We start from the raw sequence: 16,566 nt of genomic DNA, 5'->3' as shown, positions 1-16,566 counted from the left end.
GAGCTTCCTCAGCGGTGCGCCTCCTCATAGGACCGCAGGGTCCCCTCTGTCAATCGGGAGAGCTTATGGAGCCGTTCATTCACCATATCCCACATACACATGGGCAAGTGATCCCGATGACCACGGTGCAGCGTCACGCACTCAAAGCAGTTGCCGTGGTGGGGGCAGGCCTGCTTGCAGGGGCAGTGGTCACCGCTCTCCCGCACCTGCTTCAGAAATTCCCGCTTGATGGCCATGGCTTCCGCATGGCGGCCCTCCCGGTCCAGCTCGTTTTGCTCAATTGCAAGTTCATTGCCATCGATCTTCATGTGTCCGCTTCCTCCTCAAATGTAAAGACTTGACCGACTCTGTTAACGTACACAGTTCGGGATGTGAAAGAAGTATAGCATGACAGGAATTGATTTGTAAAGTTAAAATTTCCCCACTGGTGCATGGGCAGAAAGCGGCGGATATCCGCCAGCTCCAGGAAGTACTGGGGGCCACGGAAGCCGTCCTCCCCCAGACGGGGATCCAGAGGCAGCATGGCCAGATCGATCTTCCGGCCCCGGAGAGGTTCCGCATACCGCCGGAAGTCCGCTTCCATGTTCCGGTTCCAGACGGGGTCCTCGCCCTCCCAGTGCCACCAGTTCAGATCCCCGGCATGAAAGACCGTCCGGCCTTCCGCCGTCACCAGAAAGGCCACGCCCTCGTCGGTGGAGGGCAGTGCCTCCACGGTGACGCCGGGCAGGGGAGAGGCGCTCTCCCCGCCGGAAAGCACCCGGCAGTCCGCGGCGGCTTTTTCCGAGAGTCCCCATTTCTTCCGGTTCCGGTCTGTCAGATGGATGCCCTTGCCAAGAAGGAATCGGACATCCCGCTGCCCGTCATCCAGAGCAAAAATCCGGGGATCAAAGTGGTCTGGATGGCGATGGCTGGCAAAGACCAGCAGGGGGCCTGATGGCAGGGGGGGCAGGTCCCCCTTCCACCAGTCAAAGAGCAGCGTGAGACCGGGCAGCTCCACCAGAAAGCCGCTGTGGTCCAGAAAGGTGACGTGCATCATTTGAACTTTACAGCCGTTCCGTAGGCAATGACCTCCGCCGCCCCCTGCATCACGGAGGCAGAGGCGTACCGCAGGCCCACCACTGCGTCGGCTCCCAGAGCCTCTGCCGCGTCCACCATGCGCTTGGTGGCGATCTGCCGGGCCTCCACCAGCATCTCGGTGTAGCCGGTGATCTCTCCGCCCACCAGGGTCTTCATGCCGGCCATGAAATCGCGGCCGAAGTTTTTGCTGTACACCACCGTGCCCCGCACGATGTCCAGGGCCTCAAATTCCTGGCCGGGAATGGTTTCAATACTGACGAGCTTCATATAATTCTCCTCCTTTGATCTCTTTCAAGCGGTCCCGCAGGGCCAGCCCCAGCGGGATCAGCCCTGCTGCCTGGACAGCGGCCAGAACCGCCAGCAGAACGGATGCCGCACCGCTGGGGAAAAAGGCCTGCCGCACCCACAGCAACACCGCGGCCGCAGCCAGCAGCCATACGGCCGTCCCTGCGGCGGACACCGCTGCTTGTCGACAATCCCGCCGCTCAGTAGTTCCGCGCATCGTCTTCCTCTCCCCGCTCAATCTCCCGGACCCGCTGGACCAGGGCGATGACCACACCGACCACCACTGCCGCCGGGATGGCCACAAAGAGCGCCAGCACCGGCAGGGGCGGCGCACCGGCCGGATCCACCTCGAAAGCCCAGAGGAAGAGCCAGATCAGCCCCGCCATCAGGACTGACATGACGATGGCGACCACGATGGGCGCCACGAAGCGGCGGCGCCTGGTGTCCTGCTTCTGCTTGTTCATAAAGGTCGTTCCCTCCTGTTCCATCTGGGCCATCCGATCCAGCAGGGACTGGGCGTCCAGCTCCTCCAGCCGCTCCCTGCGGTCTGTGAGCGTCCCGCAGAAGCGGATGGCCGCTTCCAGATTCTGCCGCTCCCGCTCCAGGGACACCAGATGGCGGCGCATACCGTCCCCCACGGTGTAGGCGCCGTGCTGCATCTGCCGGATCTCCTCCAGCGGAAGGCCCAGCTTCCGAAGCAGCTTGATCCGCCGCAGGACCTCCACCTCAGTCTCCCCATAGTCCCGGTAACCGTTCTGGCTGTTCCGCCGGGGGGAGAGCAGTCCCTCCGCCTCATAAAAGCGGATGTTCTTCCGCGTGATGCCCACCAGGGCTTCCACTTCATTGATTTTCAAGGGATTACACCTCATCTCTGGGGACAGGGTACACCTTCCACCCGGGGGAAAGTCAAGAGACTTTCAAAATTTTTGTACAGGGGGTGGGAAGTTGGCGCCGGATGTGGTACAATAACCGCAATGCGGCGATTGTGCGGCTGGACAGGCTGATACAGCGGCGCAAGTTCGGAAAGGGTGCCATATCCATTCTGCGGATATGGTACAATCATACCATGTGCGGTGAGAATTTGACAACCAAAACTGTTTTACAAGATTTGCCGGGGCCGCTGTTGGCGTGGTATCGGGCCAATGCCCGGGACCTGCCCTGGCGGCGGACCACAGACCCGTATCAGATCTGGGTCTCGGAGATCATGCTGCAGCAGACCCGGGTAGCGGCGGTGCTGGGGTATTATGCCCGCTTTCTGGAGACATTCCCCACGGTGGAGGCTTTGGCAGCCGCCCCGGAGGAGCGGCTGATGAAGCTGTGGGAGGGCCTGGGCTATTACAGCCGGGCCAGGAACCTGCAGAAGGCCGCCAGGATCGTGGCGGAGCAGGGCGGCCGGTTTCCGGACACCTACCAGGACCTGCTGGCCCTGCCGGGGGTGGGGGACTACACCGCCAGCGCCATTGCCTCCGCCGCCTTCGGCCGACGGGAAGCGGCGGTGGACGGCAACGTGCTGCGGGTGGTCATGCGGCTGACGGACTGCCGGGACGATATTGCCGATCCCAAGGTAAAAAAGGCCGTGCGGGCACAGATCCAGGCCGTCATGCCGGAGGCTGAGGCGGATATCCGCGTCTTCAATCAGGCCACCATGGAGCTGGGGGCCACGGTCTGCGCACCCAACGGCCCGCCCCGGTGTCTGGAGTGTCCGGCCATGGCCTTCTGCAAGGGCCGCCTTCGGGGCACGGCAGAGGATCTGCCAGTGAAGGGGGCCAAAAAGCCCCGCCGGGTGGAGGAGAAGACGGTGTTCCTGCTGGTGCGGGACGGAAAGATCGCCCTGCGGAAGCGGCCGGGGACCGGGTTGCTGGCGGGCCTGTGGGAGTTTCCCAACGTGGAGGGAGCCCTGGACGAGGCTGCCGCCGGAGCGGCGGTGTCCGTCTGGGGCCTGGAGCCCAGGCGGTGGGAGAGCCGACTGACGGCGAAGCACATCTTTACCCATGTGGAGTGGCACATGACCGGTTACACCCTGGAGGTGGCGGGAGACGGCCCGGCGGACTTCGTCTGGGCAGATGCCGGAGCCCTGTCGGACCGGGCGGTGCCCTCCGCCTTTGGGCGGTATTACACGGAAGCGGCAGCACGCTTGAAGGAGGAGTGACGAATGGGCTGGCTGGTGGGACTGCCCCTGGGGCTGTTTCGGCTGCTGGGGAGTATTTTGCTGGTGGCGCTGCGGTTTGCGGTGCCCATTCTCATTCTCGTGGCGGTGATCTTGGTGGTGCGGCATGTGCGGAGGCGGTCCGCCCGGTACCGGGCGGAGGACGAGGACAGGCAGGAGCCGAAATTTCACGGCCCTGTGTATACGGTGGATTATGAGGAGGTCCCGGACTCCGAGGACCAGAAGAAGGACGAGGGCAACTGAATGGAACTCATCAACCTGGCGGGCATCGCCCTGCTGGCCCTGCTGATCCGCAAGCTGGTCTGGTGCCTCCGGTGGCTGTGGTGCTATTACCATGGGAAGGAGACGCCGGAGCCCGTCTCCTTCCTGCCCCGGCGGACGGGGGAGACCTTTGAGGAACGCATCCGGCAGGCGAGAGAGCAAAACGAGGAGGATTCGTGATGCCCTTCTGGAGGAAAAGCGAGGATCCCTGGGATATGGAGCCGGAGAAACGGCGCACCTGGACAGCGGGGGAGCCCCAGCCCCCGGCCGCCGACGGGGAGGCGTGGAAGGTCCCAGGGGAGAAGGAGACAGCGGAGGAGCAGACGCCGTCTGCCATGACCTGCCCCTGGTGCGGGCAGGAGATGCGGATGGGGTATCTGGTGGGCGGAAGGGACGCTGTCCGCCTGGTGTGGGAGCGTCCCGGCGCGTTTCGCCTGGCGGATGCCGACGGAACCCTCTACCTCCGGGGGGACGGTTCCTTCTGGAGCGATTACAAGCTGGCCTGGCACTGCGGGGCGTGCCGCAAGCTGGTCCTTGACACGGCCAACTGCACCCGGGCGGAGCATCTGACCTCCGAGGAGATCAACCGCCGCATCATCTACGGGGCTGATGCAGAGCATTTATCCGAAAGCCGAGAGGAGGAGTGACCGTGCCCTTCTGGAAGAAAAGCGAGGATCCCTGGGACTATGAGCCGGAAAAGCCGTCCCGTCCGGCGGAGCCGGGGCAGGAGGAGAAGGACTGCGCTCCCAGCCTGATGGACGAGCTCCGGGACTGGAACGAGGAGCGGAAGGAGAAGAAGGCCCTGCGGGAGACCCCGCCCCCGCCCATGATCTGTCCTTGGTGCGGGCAGGAGATGGAGGTGGGGACGATCACTGGGGGACGGGACAGTGTCCAGTGGTGGCCCGGCTGGCCCAACCGGTTCTTTGGTGCCAGCGGCCCGGAGATCGATATCCTCCATGAGGGGAGCCTTTTCAACAGGTACAAGACCGCCTGGCTCTGCCGCAGCTGCCGCAGGATGGTGATGGAAATTCCGGAGGAGGAGATCCCCAAGCCCCTGACGTCGGAGAAAGCGGCGGAGCAGCTGGAGGAACAGCGGCGGCGGGAGGCCCAGCGGAAGATCGACCGTGGGCTGCAGGGCTGAGGATCCCTCCCGGCGGAGGGGACCGGCACCAAAGAGAAGGCGGCGGAGTGCCGCATAAGAAGATACATAGAGAGGGAGAAAACAGACAAATGGCACAGCTCTATTTCAAATACGGGGCCATGGGTTCCAGCAAGACCGCAAACGCCCTGATGACCCGGTTCAACTACGAGGAGCGGGGGCAGAAGACCCTGCTGGTCAAGCCCCGGCTGGACACCCGGGACGGGGACCACATGGTGGTTTCCCGCATCGGCCTCACCTATCCCTGCATCTACTTTGACGAGATGCAGCAGCTCTCTGTCATGGAACTGCAGCAGAACGCCTGCGTCATCGTGGACGAGGCCCAGTTTTTGACCCGGGAGGAGGTCATGTACCTGGTGGGTCTGGTGGATGACCTGGGCATCCCCGTCATCTGCTACGGCCTGCGGGCGGACTTCAAGGGGGACCTGTTCCCCGGCAGCGAGGCCCTGCTGGTGATGGCCGACAAGATCGAGGAGGTCAAGACCATCTGCTGGTGCGGCAAGAAAGCTACCTTCAACGCCCGGTTCGATGCTGCCGGCAAGGTGCTGAAGGAGGGTGAGCAGGTGGTGCTGGGGGCCAACGACCAGTACATCGGGCTGTGCCGCAAGCACTGGATGGCCGGGGACCTGGGCCCGGACTTCCGCCCCGAGGACCTGCTGTGATCTGCCGCCTGTGCCCCAGAAACTGCGGCGAGGAGCGGACGGAGACGAGGCGGGGCGGCGTGTGCGGGATGCCCAGCGTGCCCGTGGCGGCCCGGGCCATGCTCCACCTCTGGGAGGAGCCGTGCCTGGTGGGGGAGCGCGGCGCCGGGTGCGTGTTCTTCTCCGGCTGCAATCTCCGGTGCTGCTTCTGCCAGAACAAGCCCATCTCCCAGGGGGAGGTGGGAAAGGTCCTGACGGCGGAGCGGCTGCGGGAGATCTTTCACGAGCTGATCGGACAGGAGGCCGCCTGCCTGGACCTGGTGACCCCCACCCACTTCACCGACGCGGTTCTGGAGGCCCTGGGGGACGAGGAATGGCCCGTGCCGGTGGTGTGGAACTGCGGCGGCTATGAGAAACCGGAGACCCTCCGCCGTCTGGAGGGGAAGGTACAGGTGTATCTGCCGGACTTGAAGTATGGCCTCTCCGAACCTGCCCGCAAATACTCTGGCGCGGCGGACTACTTTGACTGGGCCAAGCGGGCCATTCTGGAGATGTTCCGCCAGACCGGGCCTTACCGGATGGAAAACGGCCTTTTAAAGCAGGGTGTGTTGATCCGACATCTTCTGTTGCCGGGAGAACTGGAGAACACCCGAAGAGTCATCGACTGGGTGGCGGAGAGCTTCCGCCCCGGGGAGGTGCTGTTTTCCCTCATGAGCCAGTATACGCCCCAGCCAGGGGCAGAAGGGAAACTGGCCCGCCACGTGACCAAGGCGGAGTACCGGGCGGCAGTGGAGTACATGGAAAACTGCGGGATCACCGACGGCTACACCCAGGAGCGGACGTCGGCCAGGGAGGAGTACACCCCGGCCTTTGACCTGCGGGGAATTTGAGTGCCTGCCTTCAGACGCGGTATGGACAAATTCCATGGCCTATGTTATGTTGGAAAAAACAAGACCGAGGGGGCGGAGAGATGATCCGCGGCAAGTGGAAGTGGCTGTTGATCCTGCTGGCGGCGCTGGCTGTGCTGGTGGGGCTGATGGCTTTGGAGACCCTGCTGGGCAGCGTCCGCAAGTGCGGCTGAGCCCCGGCGGCCCTATTTGCAGAGGAGGGATTTCATGGCCCGAAGCGTGAAGCGAGTGGTACTGGTCCTACTGGCGGCGGCCGTCCTGGCCTTTGCAGCCTGGATGCTGTGGCCCCGCTCCATCGGGGATGCGGTGGATCTGGAGGGCGAGGATTTTTACGGCTTTTTGGTCACCCTCGATGTGCGAGACGGGCAGAGCCAGACAGACTCTGAGAGCTATACTGTCTCTGCGGACAGCGAACAGGCAGAGGCAATCCTGGAGCTGTTGGATCAGTACACCTATCATTTCTGCTGGGATACACTGACAGTCGCAGACGTTATTTCGGAGATCGGCGACATCATCGTGGATCTGGATGCCAGCGGGGACCTTGAGCGGAAGCTTTCCGTCTCCAACGGCACCGGCAAAGCCAGGGTCAACGGCCGGGTGGTCCGTATCGGCTATTTTGGCAGTGGGCAGGCCGCCGCACTGTGCGAACAGCTCTCCGCTATCCTCCGGGGCGAATCGGGGGTTGCAAACTGAATCCCGTGTCTTTATAATGAGAGGGCTGTCCGGTGCGGACAGCCCGATTTTTGTGTGTTTTGGGAGAGACCTGCTATGAAGCTGGAGAACAATCTGGGCACGGACGCCATCCGGCCCCTGGTGCTGCGGATCGCCATACCCAGTATGCTGGCCCAGTTCGTCAGCGTGCTGTACAGCATCGTGGACCGCATCTACATCAGCAACATCCCCTTGGTGGGGGAGACCGCTCTCGCGGGCGTGGGGGTCTGCGGGCCGGTGGTGACGCTGATCGGCGCATTCGCCTCTCTTATCGGCGTGGGCGGCGCGCCGCTCATGAGCATCCGCATGGGGGCGGGTAAAACGGAGGAGGCCCGGCGGATCCTCTCCAACAGCTTTCTGATGCTGTGTGTCTGCTCCGTGGCGCTGATGGCGGGGGTGTTCCCCCTGCGCCAGCCCATGCTGATGGCCTTCGGCGCAAGCGATGCCACCTACGGCTACGCCAATACCTATTTCACCGTCTATCTCTGCGGGACGGTGTTCAACCTGCTGGCTCTGGGGCTGAACCAGTTCATCATCTGCCAGGGCTACGCCCGGAAGGGCATGATCTCCGTCATGCTGGGGGCGGCACTGAACATCGTGCTGGACCCGGTGTTCATCTTTCTCTTTGACATGGGGGTGGCTGGGGCTGCCGTGGCCACGGTCCTCTCTCAGCTGGTTAGCTGCCTCTATGTACTGCGGTTCCTCTTCGGCAAGTCTGTGCCCATCGCCATCACTTTCGGCGGTTACGACGGGCGGCTGATGCTCCGCATCCTGGCGGTGGGCATGACGCCCTTCCTCATCATCGGCGTGGACAACATCATGATTATCTCCATGAACGCCATCCTCCAGTCCTATGGCGGGGCGGAGCTGGGAGACCGTCTGGTGACCTGCGCCACCATCGCCCAGAGCTTCATGCTGGTGGTGACCATGCCCCTGGGAGGCATTTCCGCCGGCACAGGCACCATCCTGGCGTACAACTACGGCGCCCGGCGGCGGGACCGGATCCTGAAGGCCCAGGCATTCATCGCCGGACTGTGCGTGGCCTATGTGACGGCCCTGTTTCTGCTGGCCCGTCTGGGGGGAGCTCTCTTCGTGCGCCTCTTCACCACGGAGCCGGAGCTGGCAGCGGAGGCCCTCTCCGCCATCCACATCTGCACCCTGGCCCTGATCCCCCTGGGGCTGCAGTACGCCATTGTGGACGGATTCACCGGCATGGGAAAGGTACAGCTGGCCCTGCCCCTGTCCGCCTTCCGGAAGGCGGTGTACTTTATCGCCCTGTTTGCCCTGCCGGCGGTATTCGGCGCCCGGGCCGCATTCTATGCGGAACCCATCTCCGACATCGCGGGGCCGGTGGTGAGCATCGCAGTCTATGCCCTGTGCATCCGGCGGATTCTGGATTTCCCCGCGGACCCGCCCGCTGCGGAGAACAAGTCCACGCTGCCATCCTGATCGACAAAGCGGCACAGCCGAAGGCTGTGCCGCTTTGTTTGTATAAGATCGTCGGTTCAGACAGAGATGGAGAATTGCTATAAGGGGACACGAAAAGAAGGGACGTCCGCTCCGTATGGAACCAACGACCGCTCTGCAGAGCAGGGGCTGCTGCGCCGGCTTTCCTCATTCGCCGTCCTCCCCCTCCCGGCGATCCCCCAGCTTCCGCAGGGACTCCAGGGCCTCGGCAAAGGCTTTGGCGCTGGCGGAGGGGTTGCCCCGCAGGATGCGCAGGGACTGGCGATAACGCCTGGCGGTGCGGGCGCGGATGGAAGCTTCCCGGTCCCGGAGTCGGTCCAAAAGCTGCTGGACTTCCGCCCGGCGGGCCTCCAGAGACTCCTCTGTCAGGTCCCTGGCAACTGCCAGCCGGTCCCGGTAGGCCTCCAGAGCCTCCTGGATGTTGGCAAGGGCCGTCAGCTTGGCATCGGTCCGGCGGCGCAGGGACTCCTCCAGCTGGGCCTGGCGGCGTCGGGCGCCCTTGGCATAGGCCTCCTGAATCTGGCGGCGGGTGTCCTCCCAGCGCTCCTGCCGGAGCAGCCGCTCCACCTCCGTGCGCTCCCGGAAGCGGCGCAGGTCCTCCTCCGCAAAGGCGGAGATCACCTCCACCCGCTTGGCAAGGCGGCGCAGGTCCTCGTTCTCCTCCGTGAGGCGGGTGAGGACCTCCCGCAGGTCCATGGCGGCCTGGAAGGACCGGACTGCGTCTACGGTGACGGCGATGGTCAGCAGGAACGCCAGAGGATCCACCAGGAAGGCGGGCAGCCGCAGCACCAGATCCTCCACAGGCGGGTGCAGAAACCGCACCAGCAGGATGGAGAAGGCGCCCCAGGCCAGGGAGCTGGTGAGGCAGATATAGCCGTTGAGGTTGAAGGGCTGCTTGGAGTAATCCCAGTAACGGACTTTGAAGAGGGCCTCCATGGCGGCACCGGTGACATACTCCAGCGCCGTGGCGGCCAGCATGCCCAGCAGGAAAACCAGCCACAGGCTGTCCCGCACGGGGATGGTGGCCAGCAGGATGATGACGGCGCCGGTGCCATAGATGGGCAGCATGGGGCCGTGAAGAAAGCCACGGTTCACCCACTGGCGCCGCTTGGCGGAGACGTAGCAGGATTCCCACACCCAGCCGAGAAAGCAGTAGAGAAAGAAGAACAGCAGCCACTGTCCCAGGGAATAGACGTACATAAGACCTCCGGTTTCAAATGAGGGAGCCGCCCGTCCCGCCGGGGCTCTGGCGGGACGGGCGGCGGGTTCGTCCGGTCAGTGCTGTGCCGCGCCCTCCGCGGTCTCCGGCGCCTCCGCCGCCACGGCCACCCGAACCTCCAGCACCCGGCGGTGGTCCACCATGGTCACAGTGACGTCCAGGCCCTCCGCCTGGAAGTGGTCCCCCACCAGGGGCAGGCGGCCCAGCTGGTCGATCACCCAGCCGGAGACGGTGCTGGCGTCGCAGTCCCCCTTGATGGAGAACAGATCGTACAAGTCGGAGAGGTCGGCGCCGGCGGCCACCAGGAAGCTGCCGTCGCTCTGCTTGCGGAAGGACTCCACCACTTCATCGTGCTCGTCCCAGATCTCGCCCACCAGCTCCTCCAGGATGTCCTCCATGGTCAGCAGGCCCTCGGTGCCGCCGTACTCATCCACCACGATGGCCATGTGGGTCTTTTTTTTCTGCAGCGTCCGCAGCAGCAGGCCCAGGTCCGCATTGGCGGTGGTATAGTGGACCGGCGTGATGCAGCCGGAGATGTTGCCCTGGCCCCGGTAGCGGGCGGCGTTGAAGTCCTTCTCATGGATCACGCCCACGATGTCATCCACGTCCTTGTGGTACACCGGCAGGCGGGAGTAGCCGCTCTCAGCGAACACGGCGGCGATCTCCTCCATGGAGGCAGAGTCCTCCACCGCCACGATGTCCACCCGGGGCGTCAGGATGTCCCCGGCCTCCAGGTCGCCGAACTCGATGGCGGAGCGGATCAGCTGGCTCTCGTGCTGGTCCAGACCTCCCTCGTTCTCCGCCTCGGATACCATGGTGATTAGTTCCTCTTCCGTGATGCCCTGGTCCTCAGAGGGGTGGAAGATCATGTTCAGCAGCCGCTTCCACTGGGAGAACAGGAAGTTCAGTGGCCGCAGGACCAGCAGAAACACCCGCAGGATGGGCGCGGAGAACATGGCGAAGCTCTCCGCGTGCTCCTTGGCCAGGCTCTTGGGGGAAATCTCGCCGAAGATCAGCACCACCAGCGTCAACACCACCGTAGAGACGGTGGGGCCGTAAGCCGCATACAGCTTGGTGAACAGCACTGTGCCCACAGTGGAGGCGGTGATGTTCACGATGTTGTTGCCGATGAGGATGGTGGAGATCAGCCGGTCATAGTCCTCCACCAGGTCCATGGCAAGAGCAGCCCGGTGGTCGCCGGACTCCGCCCGGCTCTTCATCCGGATCTTGTTCAGGCAGGAGAAGGCGGTCTCCGTGGCGGAGAAATAGGCCGACATCATCACCAGCAGGACGATGGCCACGGTCATTGATATAGTGGAACTGTCCATGGGAAAAATCATCACTCCTCAAAAAAATCAGCGGATCCCTGAGGCCCAAAACGCGAAAAGGGCAGTCTCACCCCTTGGGGCAGACTGTCCTTCTGAAAGACACCTCGGTATGTATGGGTGGGCAACGGAGGTTCGTCCACGCGGGTTCACAGATCCTTCCTGGCCGGCAGGCCAACTTACTTATCTGCTAATATACCATAACAACGGAAGGGATGCAACACTGATTTTTCAGGTTCTTGCACCCAGGGCGGAGATGCGGGAGATCAGCGGCAGTCTCCGGTTATAGAGGTTCACGAACCGGCCAACCGCCAGTGCGGAAAAAATGGTGCCGATCTCCAGGCCCTGGAGCTGATGGAAGAAGAGCAGGGAGAGGAGCAGGGCTGTGGACACCAGCGTGGCGTCGAAAGCCGTCTTTACATTGCCGAACTGTCGGCCGGTGACGACTGCGATGGCCTGGACGATCCCCTCGCCGGGGACCATCAGCACCCGGGGCGCCACCTCGACGCTGATGCCGAAGCCCAGCACGGCGCAGCCCACGGCCAGCGCCAGCAGCCGCATGGGCAGCACACCGACCTCCATCCAGGAGAGGAGTCCCATGCTCACATCAATGAACAGGCTGAACACCACATTCACAGCAACCTGTAGGAGCTGAACGGGACGGAAGTCCTTCCGCAGCAGCAGGACCTGCGCCAGAATGAACAGCATATTCATCAAAAAAGTGAACTGTCCCAGCGTGACGGGAAAGCGGAGGCTCAGCACATAGGGCAGGCTGGAGATGGGGGAGGTCCCCAGCGCGGCCTTGGTAATCAGGGCCACGCCGAAGGCGTTCAGCAGGACCCCGGCAGTGAACCAGCCATAGCGGGAGAGAGCGATTTTTATGGAGTGCATCTTGTTGGATCCGTCCTTTTTCGCAGAATACAGGGGGTACCGGTCAACGTGTCAGCCGGCGTCCAGAATGGCCTTTACAGCCTCCCGGGTGGAGCGGGCGGGAAACAGCTCATAGCCCACCAGCCCTGTGTAGCCGGCGGCCTCCAGCGCCTTGTAGACCCGGGGGAAGGCGATCTCCCCGGTACCGGGCTCACGGCGGCCAGGGGCGTCTGCCGCGTGGACATGGCCGAAGGTATCGGCGTACTGCCGGATGGTGTCGCAGAGGCGGCCCTCGCTCAGCTGCATGTGGTAGATGTCATACAGGACCTTCAGGCGGGGAGAGCCGATCAGGCGTACCAGCTCCGCCGCCGTCTGCGTGTCCCGCAGAAAATTACCGGGGTGGTCTGTGGAGATGTTCAGCGGCTCCAGATAGAGGGTGACGCCTGCCTCCTCCGCCAGGCGGGCGCTGGCGGCAAGGCCCGCGTACAGGGAGCAGAGCTTCACCGTGTGGGAGAGGTCCTCCCGGGGCGCCAGCACCACGCCCCCCAGCCCCAGACCGTTGGAGTGGACGGTGACGCCGGAGGCGCCCAGGAACCGGGCCGCCTCCAGAGAGCGGTGCAGAAAGGCCAGATACGCCTCCCGCTGGGCAGGGTCGATCAGAGAGAGGTCCGCGTCCCCGTTGAAGCCGCAGACAGGGATCCCGGCCCGATCTGATGCCGATTTGACGGCAGAGAGGTCCCGGTCCGCCCAGCTCCAGAACTCCACGGCGTCAAAGCCGTCCTCCTTTGCCGCCTGGAACCGGTCCAGGAAGGGCAGCTCCAGGTACAGCGTGTCAATGCAGGCGGAACGTCTCAGCTTCATGGGGGGCCTCCTCGCAAAGAGACATCCTGTCCGCGGACAGGATGTGGAATATGATTACTTTACACCCTGGGGCAGGAGCTGTCAACAGGCACCGTTTCCATCTTCCGGCTTCACCGGACAGCCCTGGCCGCCTGAATAGAGGCCGACCGGGAAGGGCTGTGCCCGGCGGCATTTGCCTGGACGGGCCCCGGGGGAGACCCTTTCCTGAAATCACAGGGGATTGGAGTCGATAGCGCTTTGCAGCACCCGGCAGATTCCGAAAAGACGCTCTCCATAAGGAGAGGCCGGCGCGGATGCGCCGGCCTCTGAAAGGCGAAACTCACATCAGGTTGTAGAGGATCTTGGCCATCTGACCCCGGGTGATGTTGGCTCCGGGCTGGAACGTGCCGTCCGCATAGCCGCTGATGACGCCCTGGGCCGCCATGGTCTGGATGTAGTAGGTGGCGTAGGCAGGGATGGAGGCGGTGTCGGAGAAGGTCAGATCGACAATGGCGTAGCCCTTCTCCTGGGTACGGCCGATCATGGCGGCGGCCTGGGCCCGGGTCAGGGACCCGCCGGGATTGAAGTACAGCCGTCCGTCGCTGCCGGTGGAGCCGTTGATGATGCCCTCGGTGTACAGGGCCTTCACCGCCGTCAGGGCGTAATCCCCGATGGAGGCGTTGTCCGCGAAGGGCAGCGTCACGCTCTCATACTGGGTGCCGTCCAGCCCCAGGTAGCGATACAGCATCACCGCGAACTGCTGGCGGGAGATGTTGTCGTTGGGCCGGAAGGTGCCGTCGGCATAGCCGGTGGTGATATTGGCGTTGTACAGGAAGTCCACATAGGTGGCCGCCCAGTAGTCGTTGATGTCCGTGAACTTGTGGTCCACGCCGTAGGGCTCCACATCCACGGAGGCCCGGCCGATGTTGCCGGAGAGGTCCCGGGCGGTGATGGTGATCCGCATGGCCTCGTGGCTCTCCCCGGGGCCGGGCAGGGCCACGGTCACAAGACCGGTGGCGGGATCATAGCTGCCGTAGGGGGCGCCGTTGTAGGTGACGGTGACGCTGCCCGCTGGCAGGATGCCATCCACCGCGTCGGCGACCGAGGCGGTCACCTGCCAGAGGGAATTGTCGAGGGAGGCGGAGACCACAGGCGCCGCGTTGTCCGGCGTGCCGGAGGCGGTGGCGGTGATGTGGTCGATATAGATGGTGCCGGAGAGCTTGTCGCCGACAGAAACCGTACCGTCTGCGGCGGTGGTGGCGCTGACCTGCAGACCCTGAATCTCGAAGTGTGCGCCGGGGAGGGTGACGGTGACCTGTTTCCAGCCGGTGAAGTCCAGCGGGGTTACCTGGAGGGACTGATAGCCTGCGGCGCCATCGTTGTACAGCAGGGACAGGATGTTGCCGGAGCCGTCGCCGTAGACCCACAGGTGCAGGGCAGTATAGGTGCTGCAGTCGATGCCCGTGGACTTGGAGGCCCGCCACTCGGCGGTGTAGGCGCCTTGGGATGCGCCGGTTTCGGTAAGAGTGTAATCCACCTTGGCGGAGCCGCTGCCCATCCGCACGGTGTCGGCGCTGTGGTTCAGACTGAAGTCCATGTTGCTGCCGCTGCCCCGGAAGATGGTGGTGCTGCCCTCAAAGGACTCCACCTCCATGACGCCGCCGGCGGAGACCGTGCCGGAGCTGGAGACGGTGACGGGGATGGAGACTCTGGCCCGGCCGGCGGAGACCGTGATGGTGCCGGTGCCGGGCGCGGCGGCAGTAAAGAGGCCGTGCTCATCCACCGTGCCGATGTCGCCGGTGACCTCCCAGGTGAAGGCTTCTGGATCCGCCTTCAGGGAGATGTGGTTGTAGGCGGCGGTGGCGGCCAGCTGGGTGGTGGTGCCGGTGGCGGCATTCAGCGTGGTGAGCGCGGTGCCGCTGCTGTCCCGGATCACCACGTCCGTGGGATCCTCGATGGCGTAGACGGTGGTAGAGCCTTCTCTGCGGCCGCTGGAGGCGGTGACGGTGATCTCACCGCCCCGTTTCGGGGTGGTGAGGATATTGCCGTCCAGCTCCCCGTCGGAGGCCTCCAGGTCGTAGTCATAGTCCTCGTCCATGGGGATGTAGTTGGTGTCTACGGCGGCGGCGGAGATCTCTACCTTGCTGCCCGCCAGAACGTAGGCGTTGTCCGCCTGGACGTAGAAGTGGCCCAGTTCGCCGGTGGGCTCATTGGTGGCCACCAGGAACAGGTGGTTGGCCACCGCCCGCTCACTGCCGTCGGAGGGACGGTTGATGGTAGCGGCGGTGGTGTCGTCGGGCTGCGTCACGGTGATGGTGGTGGAGCCGCCGCCGTCCAGGCCGATGGCGGCCACGCAGCCCAGCTCGATCATCCGCTGGGCCACCTGGCTCAGGCTGGCGCCGATGGAGTGGCCGGACCGGCGGCCGTCGATGGTATAGAACACCACGGTGCCGTCAGCTGTCACACCCACCGCCGTGCGGGGGTTCACCCCGGAGGGCAGACCGGAGACCACGGCGCCGTCCTGCACCAGGGAGTATAAGGCACCCACGGCGTACTGCACATCGTTCCACGCCTCATTGGCGGCGGAGACGGTGACGGTCACCGTGGCGCCCACAGGGATGTTCCGCAGGGCGTCGGTGTAGTAGGTGTTGGAGAGGGCGTTGGCGGAGAGGACAATCTGGTCCGGCCCGATGGCCGTTGCGGAGGTGGCCTCGATCACCTGGTCCACCACCAGCGTCATGGTGCCGCCGATGGAGAGGGAGCCGTCCACGATGGTGCACAGCACGTCCACGCCGGCCTCGGTATTGCCGGTGGTGTGCCGGTTGTTGAAGTCGTATGTATAGAGGTAGATGCCGCCGGTGGAGACCCGGGCCTTGTTGATGCCGGCCACCGTGCGGATGATGTCCGTGAAGTACCCGCTGCTGTCCGAACCCTGATAGCCCAGGTTGGCGGAGATGGAGAGTCCGGGCTTGCCGATGACAGCAGAGCCATCCTCCCGGAAACCCATGGCGTAGTAGCCGCCGTCGCTGCTGAGGACCTCTCCCTCCGACACCAGGATGCCGATGGGCAGGCCGTTGGAGGTGTTGAAGAAGTCGCCGTTGATGCCCGCCACCACCCGGTAGCCCTGGCTCTCCAGTGCCCGGGCCGCAGAGGTGACCGTGGTGCGGGTGGTCAGGGAGTCCCCGAAGGTGACGATGGGCGTCACATCTGCATTGGGCTCGTATGTGACGACGTTCTCCGTCCGCAGGTCGGAGTACGCAGTACTCCAAAACACATTGGTGGAGAGCTGGGTCTTCTGGTTCAAAAGAGTGCCCTTGGAGGTCAGGTCCTCGCCCATGGCCTCGGACGCGGCGGCGGTGAGGCCCAGGGAGCAAAGAAGCGTGAACGCCAAAAACAGGGACAGGGTTTTGCGCAGGGTGTTTTTCATGTCATACCTCCATAAGCTGCAGCTGAGATGGTCTACATAATCCTCTTCAGAATAGCATAAACAGGCGGAAAAGTAAATGGGAATGGGGCAACAAAATCCACCAGATTGCACAGAGTCTCCCAAATACAAGACGGCGTCTGCGGGAAAAAAGTTCCGCCCGCCGCAGAAAAGACTTGGAGAAACCGGCGCGGTGTATTACAATAAAAGGG

Annotated in this window: 19 protein-coding genes; 9 read left to right on the top strand and 10 right to left on the bottom strand. The window is 63.8% G+C overall.

Translation table 11 applies throughout. From position 1 onward, the window contains the following. Positions 1 to 8: 8 nt before the first annotated feature. Genes DN611_RS13915 through DN611_RS13895 form a run of 5 tightly spaced genes read right to left on the bottom strand, consistent with a single transcriptional unit; the run spans position 9 to position 2,216 of the window. Entirely contained in the window at positions 9 to 308 is a 300-nt protein-coding gene (locus DN611_RS13915; protein ID WP_021748256.1) for a hypothetical protein, read from the bottom strand. Then, complete coding sequence (locus DN611_RS13910; RefSeq protein ID WP_119311644.1) at positions 305 to 1,036, bottom strand: MBL fold metallo-hydrolase; 732 nt, start codon at positions 1,034 to 1,036, stop codon at positions 305 to 307. The genes DN611_RS13915 and DN611_RS13910 overlap by 4 nt, the downstream gene beginning before the upstream one ends. Beyond that, a complete protein-coding gene (locus tag DN611_RS13905; protein ID WP_021748258.1) occupies positions 1,033 to 1,344 on the bottom strand; it encodes a YbjQ family protein in 312 nt (103 codons plus the stop codon). The genes DN611_RS13910 and DN611_RS13905 overlap by 4 nt, the downstream gene beginning before the upstream one ends. Beyond that, positions 1,325 to 1,579: a hypothetical protein gene (locus DN611_RS13900; protein ID WP_025545082.1), complete on the bottom strand. Its 255-nt coding sequence runs from the start codon at positions 1,577 to 1,579 to the stop codon at positions 1,325 to 1,327. Before DN611_RS13900 ends, DN611_RS13905 begins: the two co-directional genes overlap by 20 nt. Next, positions 1,563 to 2,216, bottom strand: a complete 654-nt coding sequence (locus DN611_RS13895) for a MerR family transcriptional regulator (RefSeq protein ID WP_025545083.1) — start codon at positions 2,214 to 2,216, stop codon at positions 1,563 to 1,565. Before DN611_RS13895 ends, DN611_RS13900 begins: the two co-directional genes overlap by 17 nt. 212 nt (positions 2,217 to 2,428) lie before the next feature. Here DN611_RS13895 and mutY point away from each other — a divergent pair, with 212 nt between their 5' ends. From mutY to DN611_RS13850, 9 genes are all read left to right on the top strand, one after another. Beyond that, positions 2,429 to 3,511, top strand: coding sequence for an A/G-specific adenine glycosylase (gene mutY / locus DN611_RS13890; protein WP_051319938.1), 1,083 nt, complete (start codon positions 2,429 to 2,431; stop codon positions 3,509 to 3,511). A 3-nt stretch (positions 3,512 to 3,514) separates the two neighbouring features. Further along, positions 3,515 to 3,772 (top strand): hypothetical protein, encoded by a 258-nt coding sequence (locus DN611_RS13885; protein ID WP_021748262.1) that lies wholly within the window; start codon positions 3,515 to 3,517, stop codon positions 3,770 to 3,772. Next, on the top strand, positions 3,773 to 3,970 hold the full coding sequence (locus DN611_RS13880; protein ID WP_021748263.1) for a hypothetical protein: 198 nt from the start codon (positions 3,773 to 3,775) through the stop codon (positions 3,968 to 3,970). Then, positions 3,970 to 4,437, top strand: a complete 468-nt coding sequence (locus tag DN611_RS13875) for a PF20097 family protein (protein WP_025545085.1) — start codon at positions 3,970 to 3,972, stop codon at positions 4,435 to 4,437. Before DN611_RS13880 ends, DN611_RS13875 begins: the two co-directional genes overlap by 1 nt. A 2-nt stretch (positions 4,438 to 4,439) precedes the next feature. Beyond that, the gene (locus DN611_RS13870) at positions 4,440 to 4,931 is read left to right on the top strand and encodes a PF20097 family protein (RefSeq protein WP_119311643.1); all 492 of its coding nucleotides are present in this window, start codon (positions 4,440 to 4,442) and stop codon (positions 4,929 to 4,931) included. A gap of 89 nt (positions 4,932 to 5,020) precedes the next feature. After that, positions 5,021 to 5,611, top strand: coding sequence for a thymidine kinase (locus DN611_RS13865; protein ID WP_021748266.1), 591 nt, complete (start codon positions 5,021 to 5,023; stop codon positions 5,609 to 5,611). Then, the gene (locus tag DN611_RS13860; protein WP_119311642.1) at positions 5,608 to 6,480 is read left to right on the top strand and encodes a 4Fe-4S cluster-binding domain-containing protein; all 873 of its coding nucleotides are present in this window, start codon (positions 5,608 to 5,610) and stop codon (positions 6,478 to 6,480) included. The genes DN611_RS13865 and DN611_RS13860 overlap by 4 nt, the downstream gene beginning before the upstream one ends. 225 nt (positions 6,481 to 6,705) lie before the next feature. Beyond that, the gene (locus DN611_RS13855; protein WP_119311641.1) at positions 6,706 to 7,191 is read left to right on the top strand and encodes a hypothetical protein; all 486 of its coding nucleotides are present in this window, start codon (positions 6,706 to 6,708) and stop codon (positions 7,189 to 7,191) included. Between the two features lie 75 nt (positions 7,192 to 7,266). Next, positions 7,267 to 8,658 carry an MATE family efflux transporter gene (locus DN611_RS13850; protein WP_119311640.1) on the top strand — a complete coding sequence of 464 codons (1,392 nt, stop codon included), beginning with the start codon at positions 7,267 to 7,269 and terminating at the stop codon, positions 8,656 to 8,658. 165 nt (positions 8,659 to 8,823) lie between these two features. On the opposite strand, the gene DN611_RS13845 is transcribed toward DN611_RS13850, so the two are convergent. The 5 genes from DN611_RS13845 to DN611_RS13825 all read right to left on the bottom strand — a co-directional run bounded on the left by DN611_RS13845 (position 8,824) and on the right by DN611_RS13825 (position 16,357). Further along, entirely contained in the window at positions 8,824 to 9,876 is a 1,053-nt protein-coding gene (locus DN611_RS13845; RefSeq protein WP_119311639.1) for a putative ABC transporter permease, read from the bottom strand. Positions 9,877 to 9,951: 75 nt separating this feature from the next. Next, positions 9,952 to 11,223 carry an HlyC/CorC family transporter gene (locus tag DN611_RS13840; RefSeq protein ID WP_036629886.1) on the bottom strand — a complete coding sequence of 424 codons (1,272 nt, stop codon included), beginning with the start codon at positions 11,221 to 11,223 and terminating at the stop codon, positions 9,952 to 9,954. Between the two features lie 228 nt (positions 11,224 to 11,451). Next, entirely contained in the window at positions 11,452 to 12,111 is a 660-nt protein-coding gene (locus DN611_RS13835) for a YczE/YyaS/YitT family protein (protein WP_249390837.1), read from the bottom strand. Between the two features lie 51 nt (positions 12,112 to 12,162). Further along, on the bottom strand, positions 12,163 to 12,951 hold the full coding sequence (locus DN611_RS13830) for a hydroxypyruvate isomerase family protein (RefSeq protein ID WP_119311638.1): 789 nt from the start codon (positions 12,949 to 12,951) through the stop codon (positions 12,163 to 12,165). 319 nt (positions 12,952 to 13,270) lie between these two features. After that, entirely contained in the window at positions 13,271 to 16,357 is a 3,087-nt protein-coding gene (locus DN611_RS13825; RefSeq protein WP_021747570.1) for a phosphodiester glycosidase family protein, read from the bottom strand. Between the last annotated feature and the right edge of the window lie 209 nt (positions 16,358 to 16,566).

Source organism: Oscillibacter sp. PEA192 (genome assembly GCF_003574015.1).
Lineage (GTDB): Bacteria > Bacillota > Clostridia > Oscillospirales > Oscillospiraceae > Oscillibacter > Oscillibacter welbionis.
This window is presented reverse-complemented; position numbering and strand designations above follow the sequence as displayed.

Bases quoted from the DNA above. Each gene is read 5' to 3' on its own strand.
- DN611_RS13915 (WP_021748256.1), bottom strand. From the start codon at position 308: ATGAAGATCGATGGCAATGAACTTGCAATTGAGCAAAACGAGCTGGAC.
- DN611_RS13910 (WP_119311644.1), bottom strand. From the start codon at position 1,036: ATGATGCACGTCACCTTTCTGGACCACAGCGGCTTTCTGGTGGAGCTG.
- DN611_RS13905 (WP_021748258.1), bottom strand. From the start codon at position 1,344: ATGAAGCTCGTCAGTATTGAAACCATTCCCGGCCAGGAATTTGAGGCC.
- DN611_RS13900 (WP_025545082.1), bottom strand. From the start codon at position 1,579: ATGCGCGGAACTACTGAGCGGCGGGATTGTCGACAAGCAGCGGTGTCC.
- mutY (WP_051319938.1), top strand. From the start codon at position 2,429: ATGTGCGGTGAGAATTTGACAACCAAAACTGTTTTACAAGATTTGCCG.
- DN611_RS13885 (WP_021748262.1), top strand. From the start codon at position 3,515: ATGGGCTGGCTGGTGGGACTGCCCCTGGGGCTGTTTCGGCTGCTGGGG.
- DN611_RS13880 (WP_021748263.1), top strand. From the start codon at position 3,773: ATGGAACTCATCAACCTGGCGGGCATCGCCCTGCTGGCCCTGCTGATC.
- DN611_RS13875 (WP_025545085.1), top strand. From the start codon at position 3,970: ATGCCCTTCTGGAGGAAAAGCGAGGATCCCTGGGATATGGAGCCGGAG.
- DN611_RS13865 (WP_021748266.1), top strand. From the start codon at position 5,021: ATGGCACAGCTCTATTTCAAATACGGGGCCATGGGTTCCAGCAAGACC.
- DN611_RS13855 (WP_119311641.1), top strand. From the start codon at position 6,706: ATGGCCCGAAGCGTGAAGCGAGTGGTACTGGTCCTACTGGCGGCGGCC.
- DN611_RS13850 (WP_119311640.1), top strand. From the start codon at position 7,267: ATGAAGCTGGAGAACAATCTGGGCACGGACGCCATCCGGCCCCTGGTG.
- DN611_RS13845 (WP_119311639.1), bottom strand. From the start codon at position 9,876: ATGTACGTCTATTCCCTGGGACAGTGGCTGCTGTTCTTCTTTCTCTAC.
- DN611_RS13840 (WP_036629886.1), bottom strand. From the start codon at position 11,223: ATGGACAGTTCCACTATATCAATGACCGTGGCCATCGTCCTGCTGGTG.
- DN611_RS13835 (WP_249390837.1), bottom strand. From the start codon at position 12,111: ATGCACTCCATAAAAATCGCTCTCTCCCGCTATGGCTGGTTCACTGCC.
- DN611_RS13830 (WP_119311638.1), bottom strand. From the start codon at position 12,951: ATGAAGCTGAGACGTTCCGCCTGCATTGACACGCTGTACCTGGAGCTG.
- DN611_RS13825 (WP_021747570.1), bottom strand. From the start codon at position 16,357: ATGAAAAACACCCTGCGCAAAACCCTGTCCCTGTTTTTGGCGTTCACG.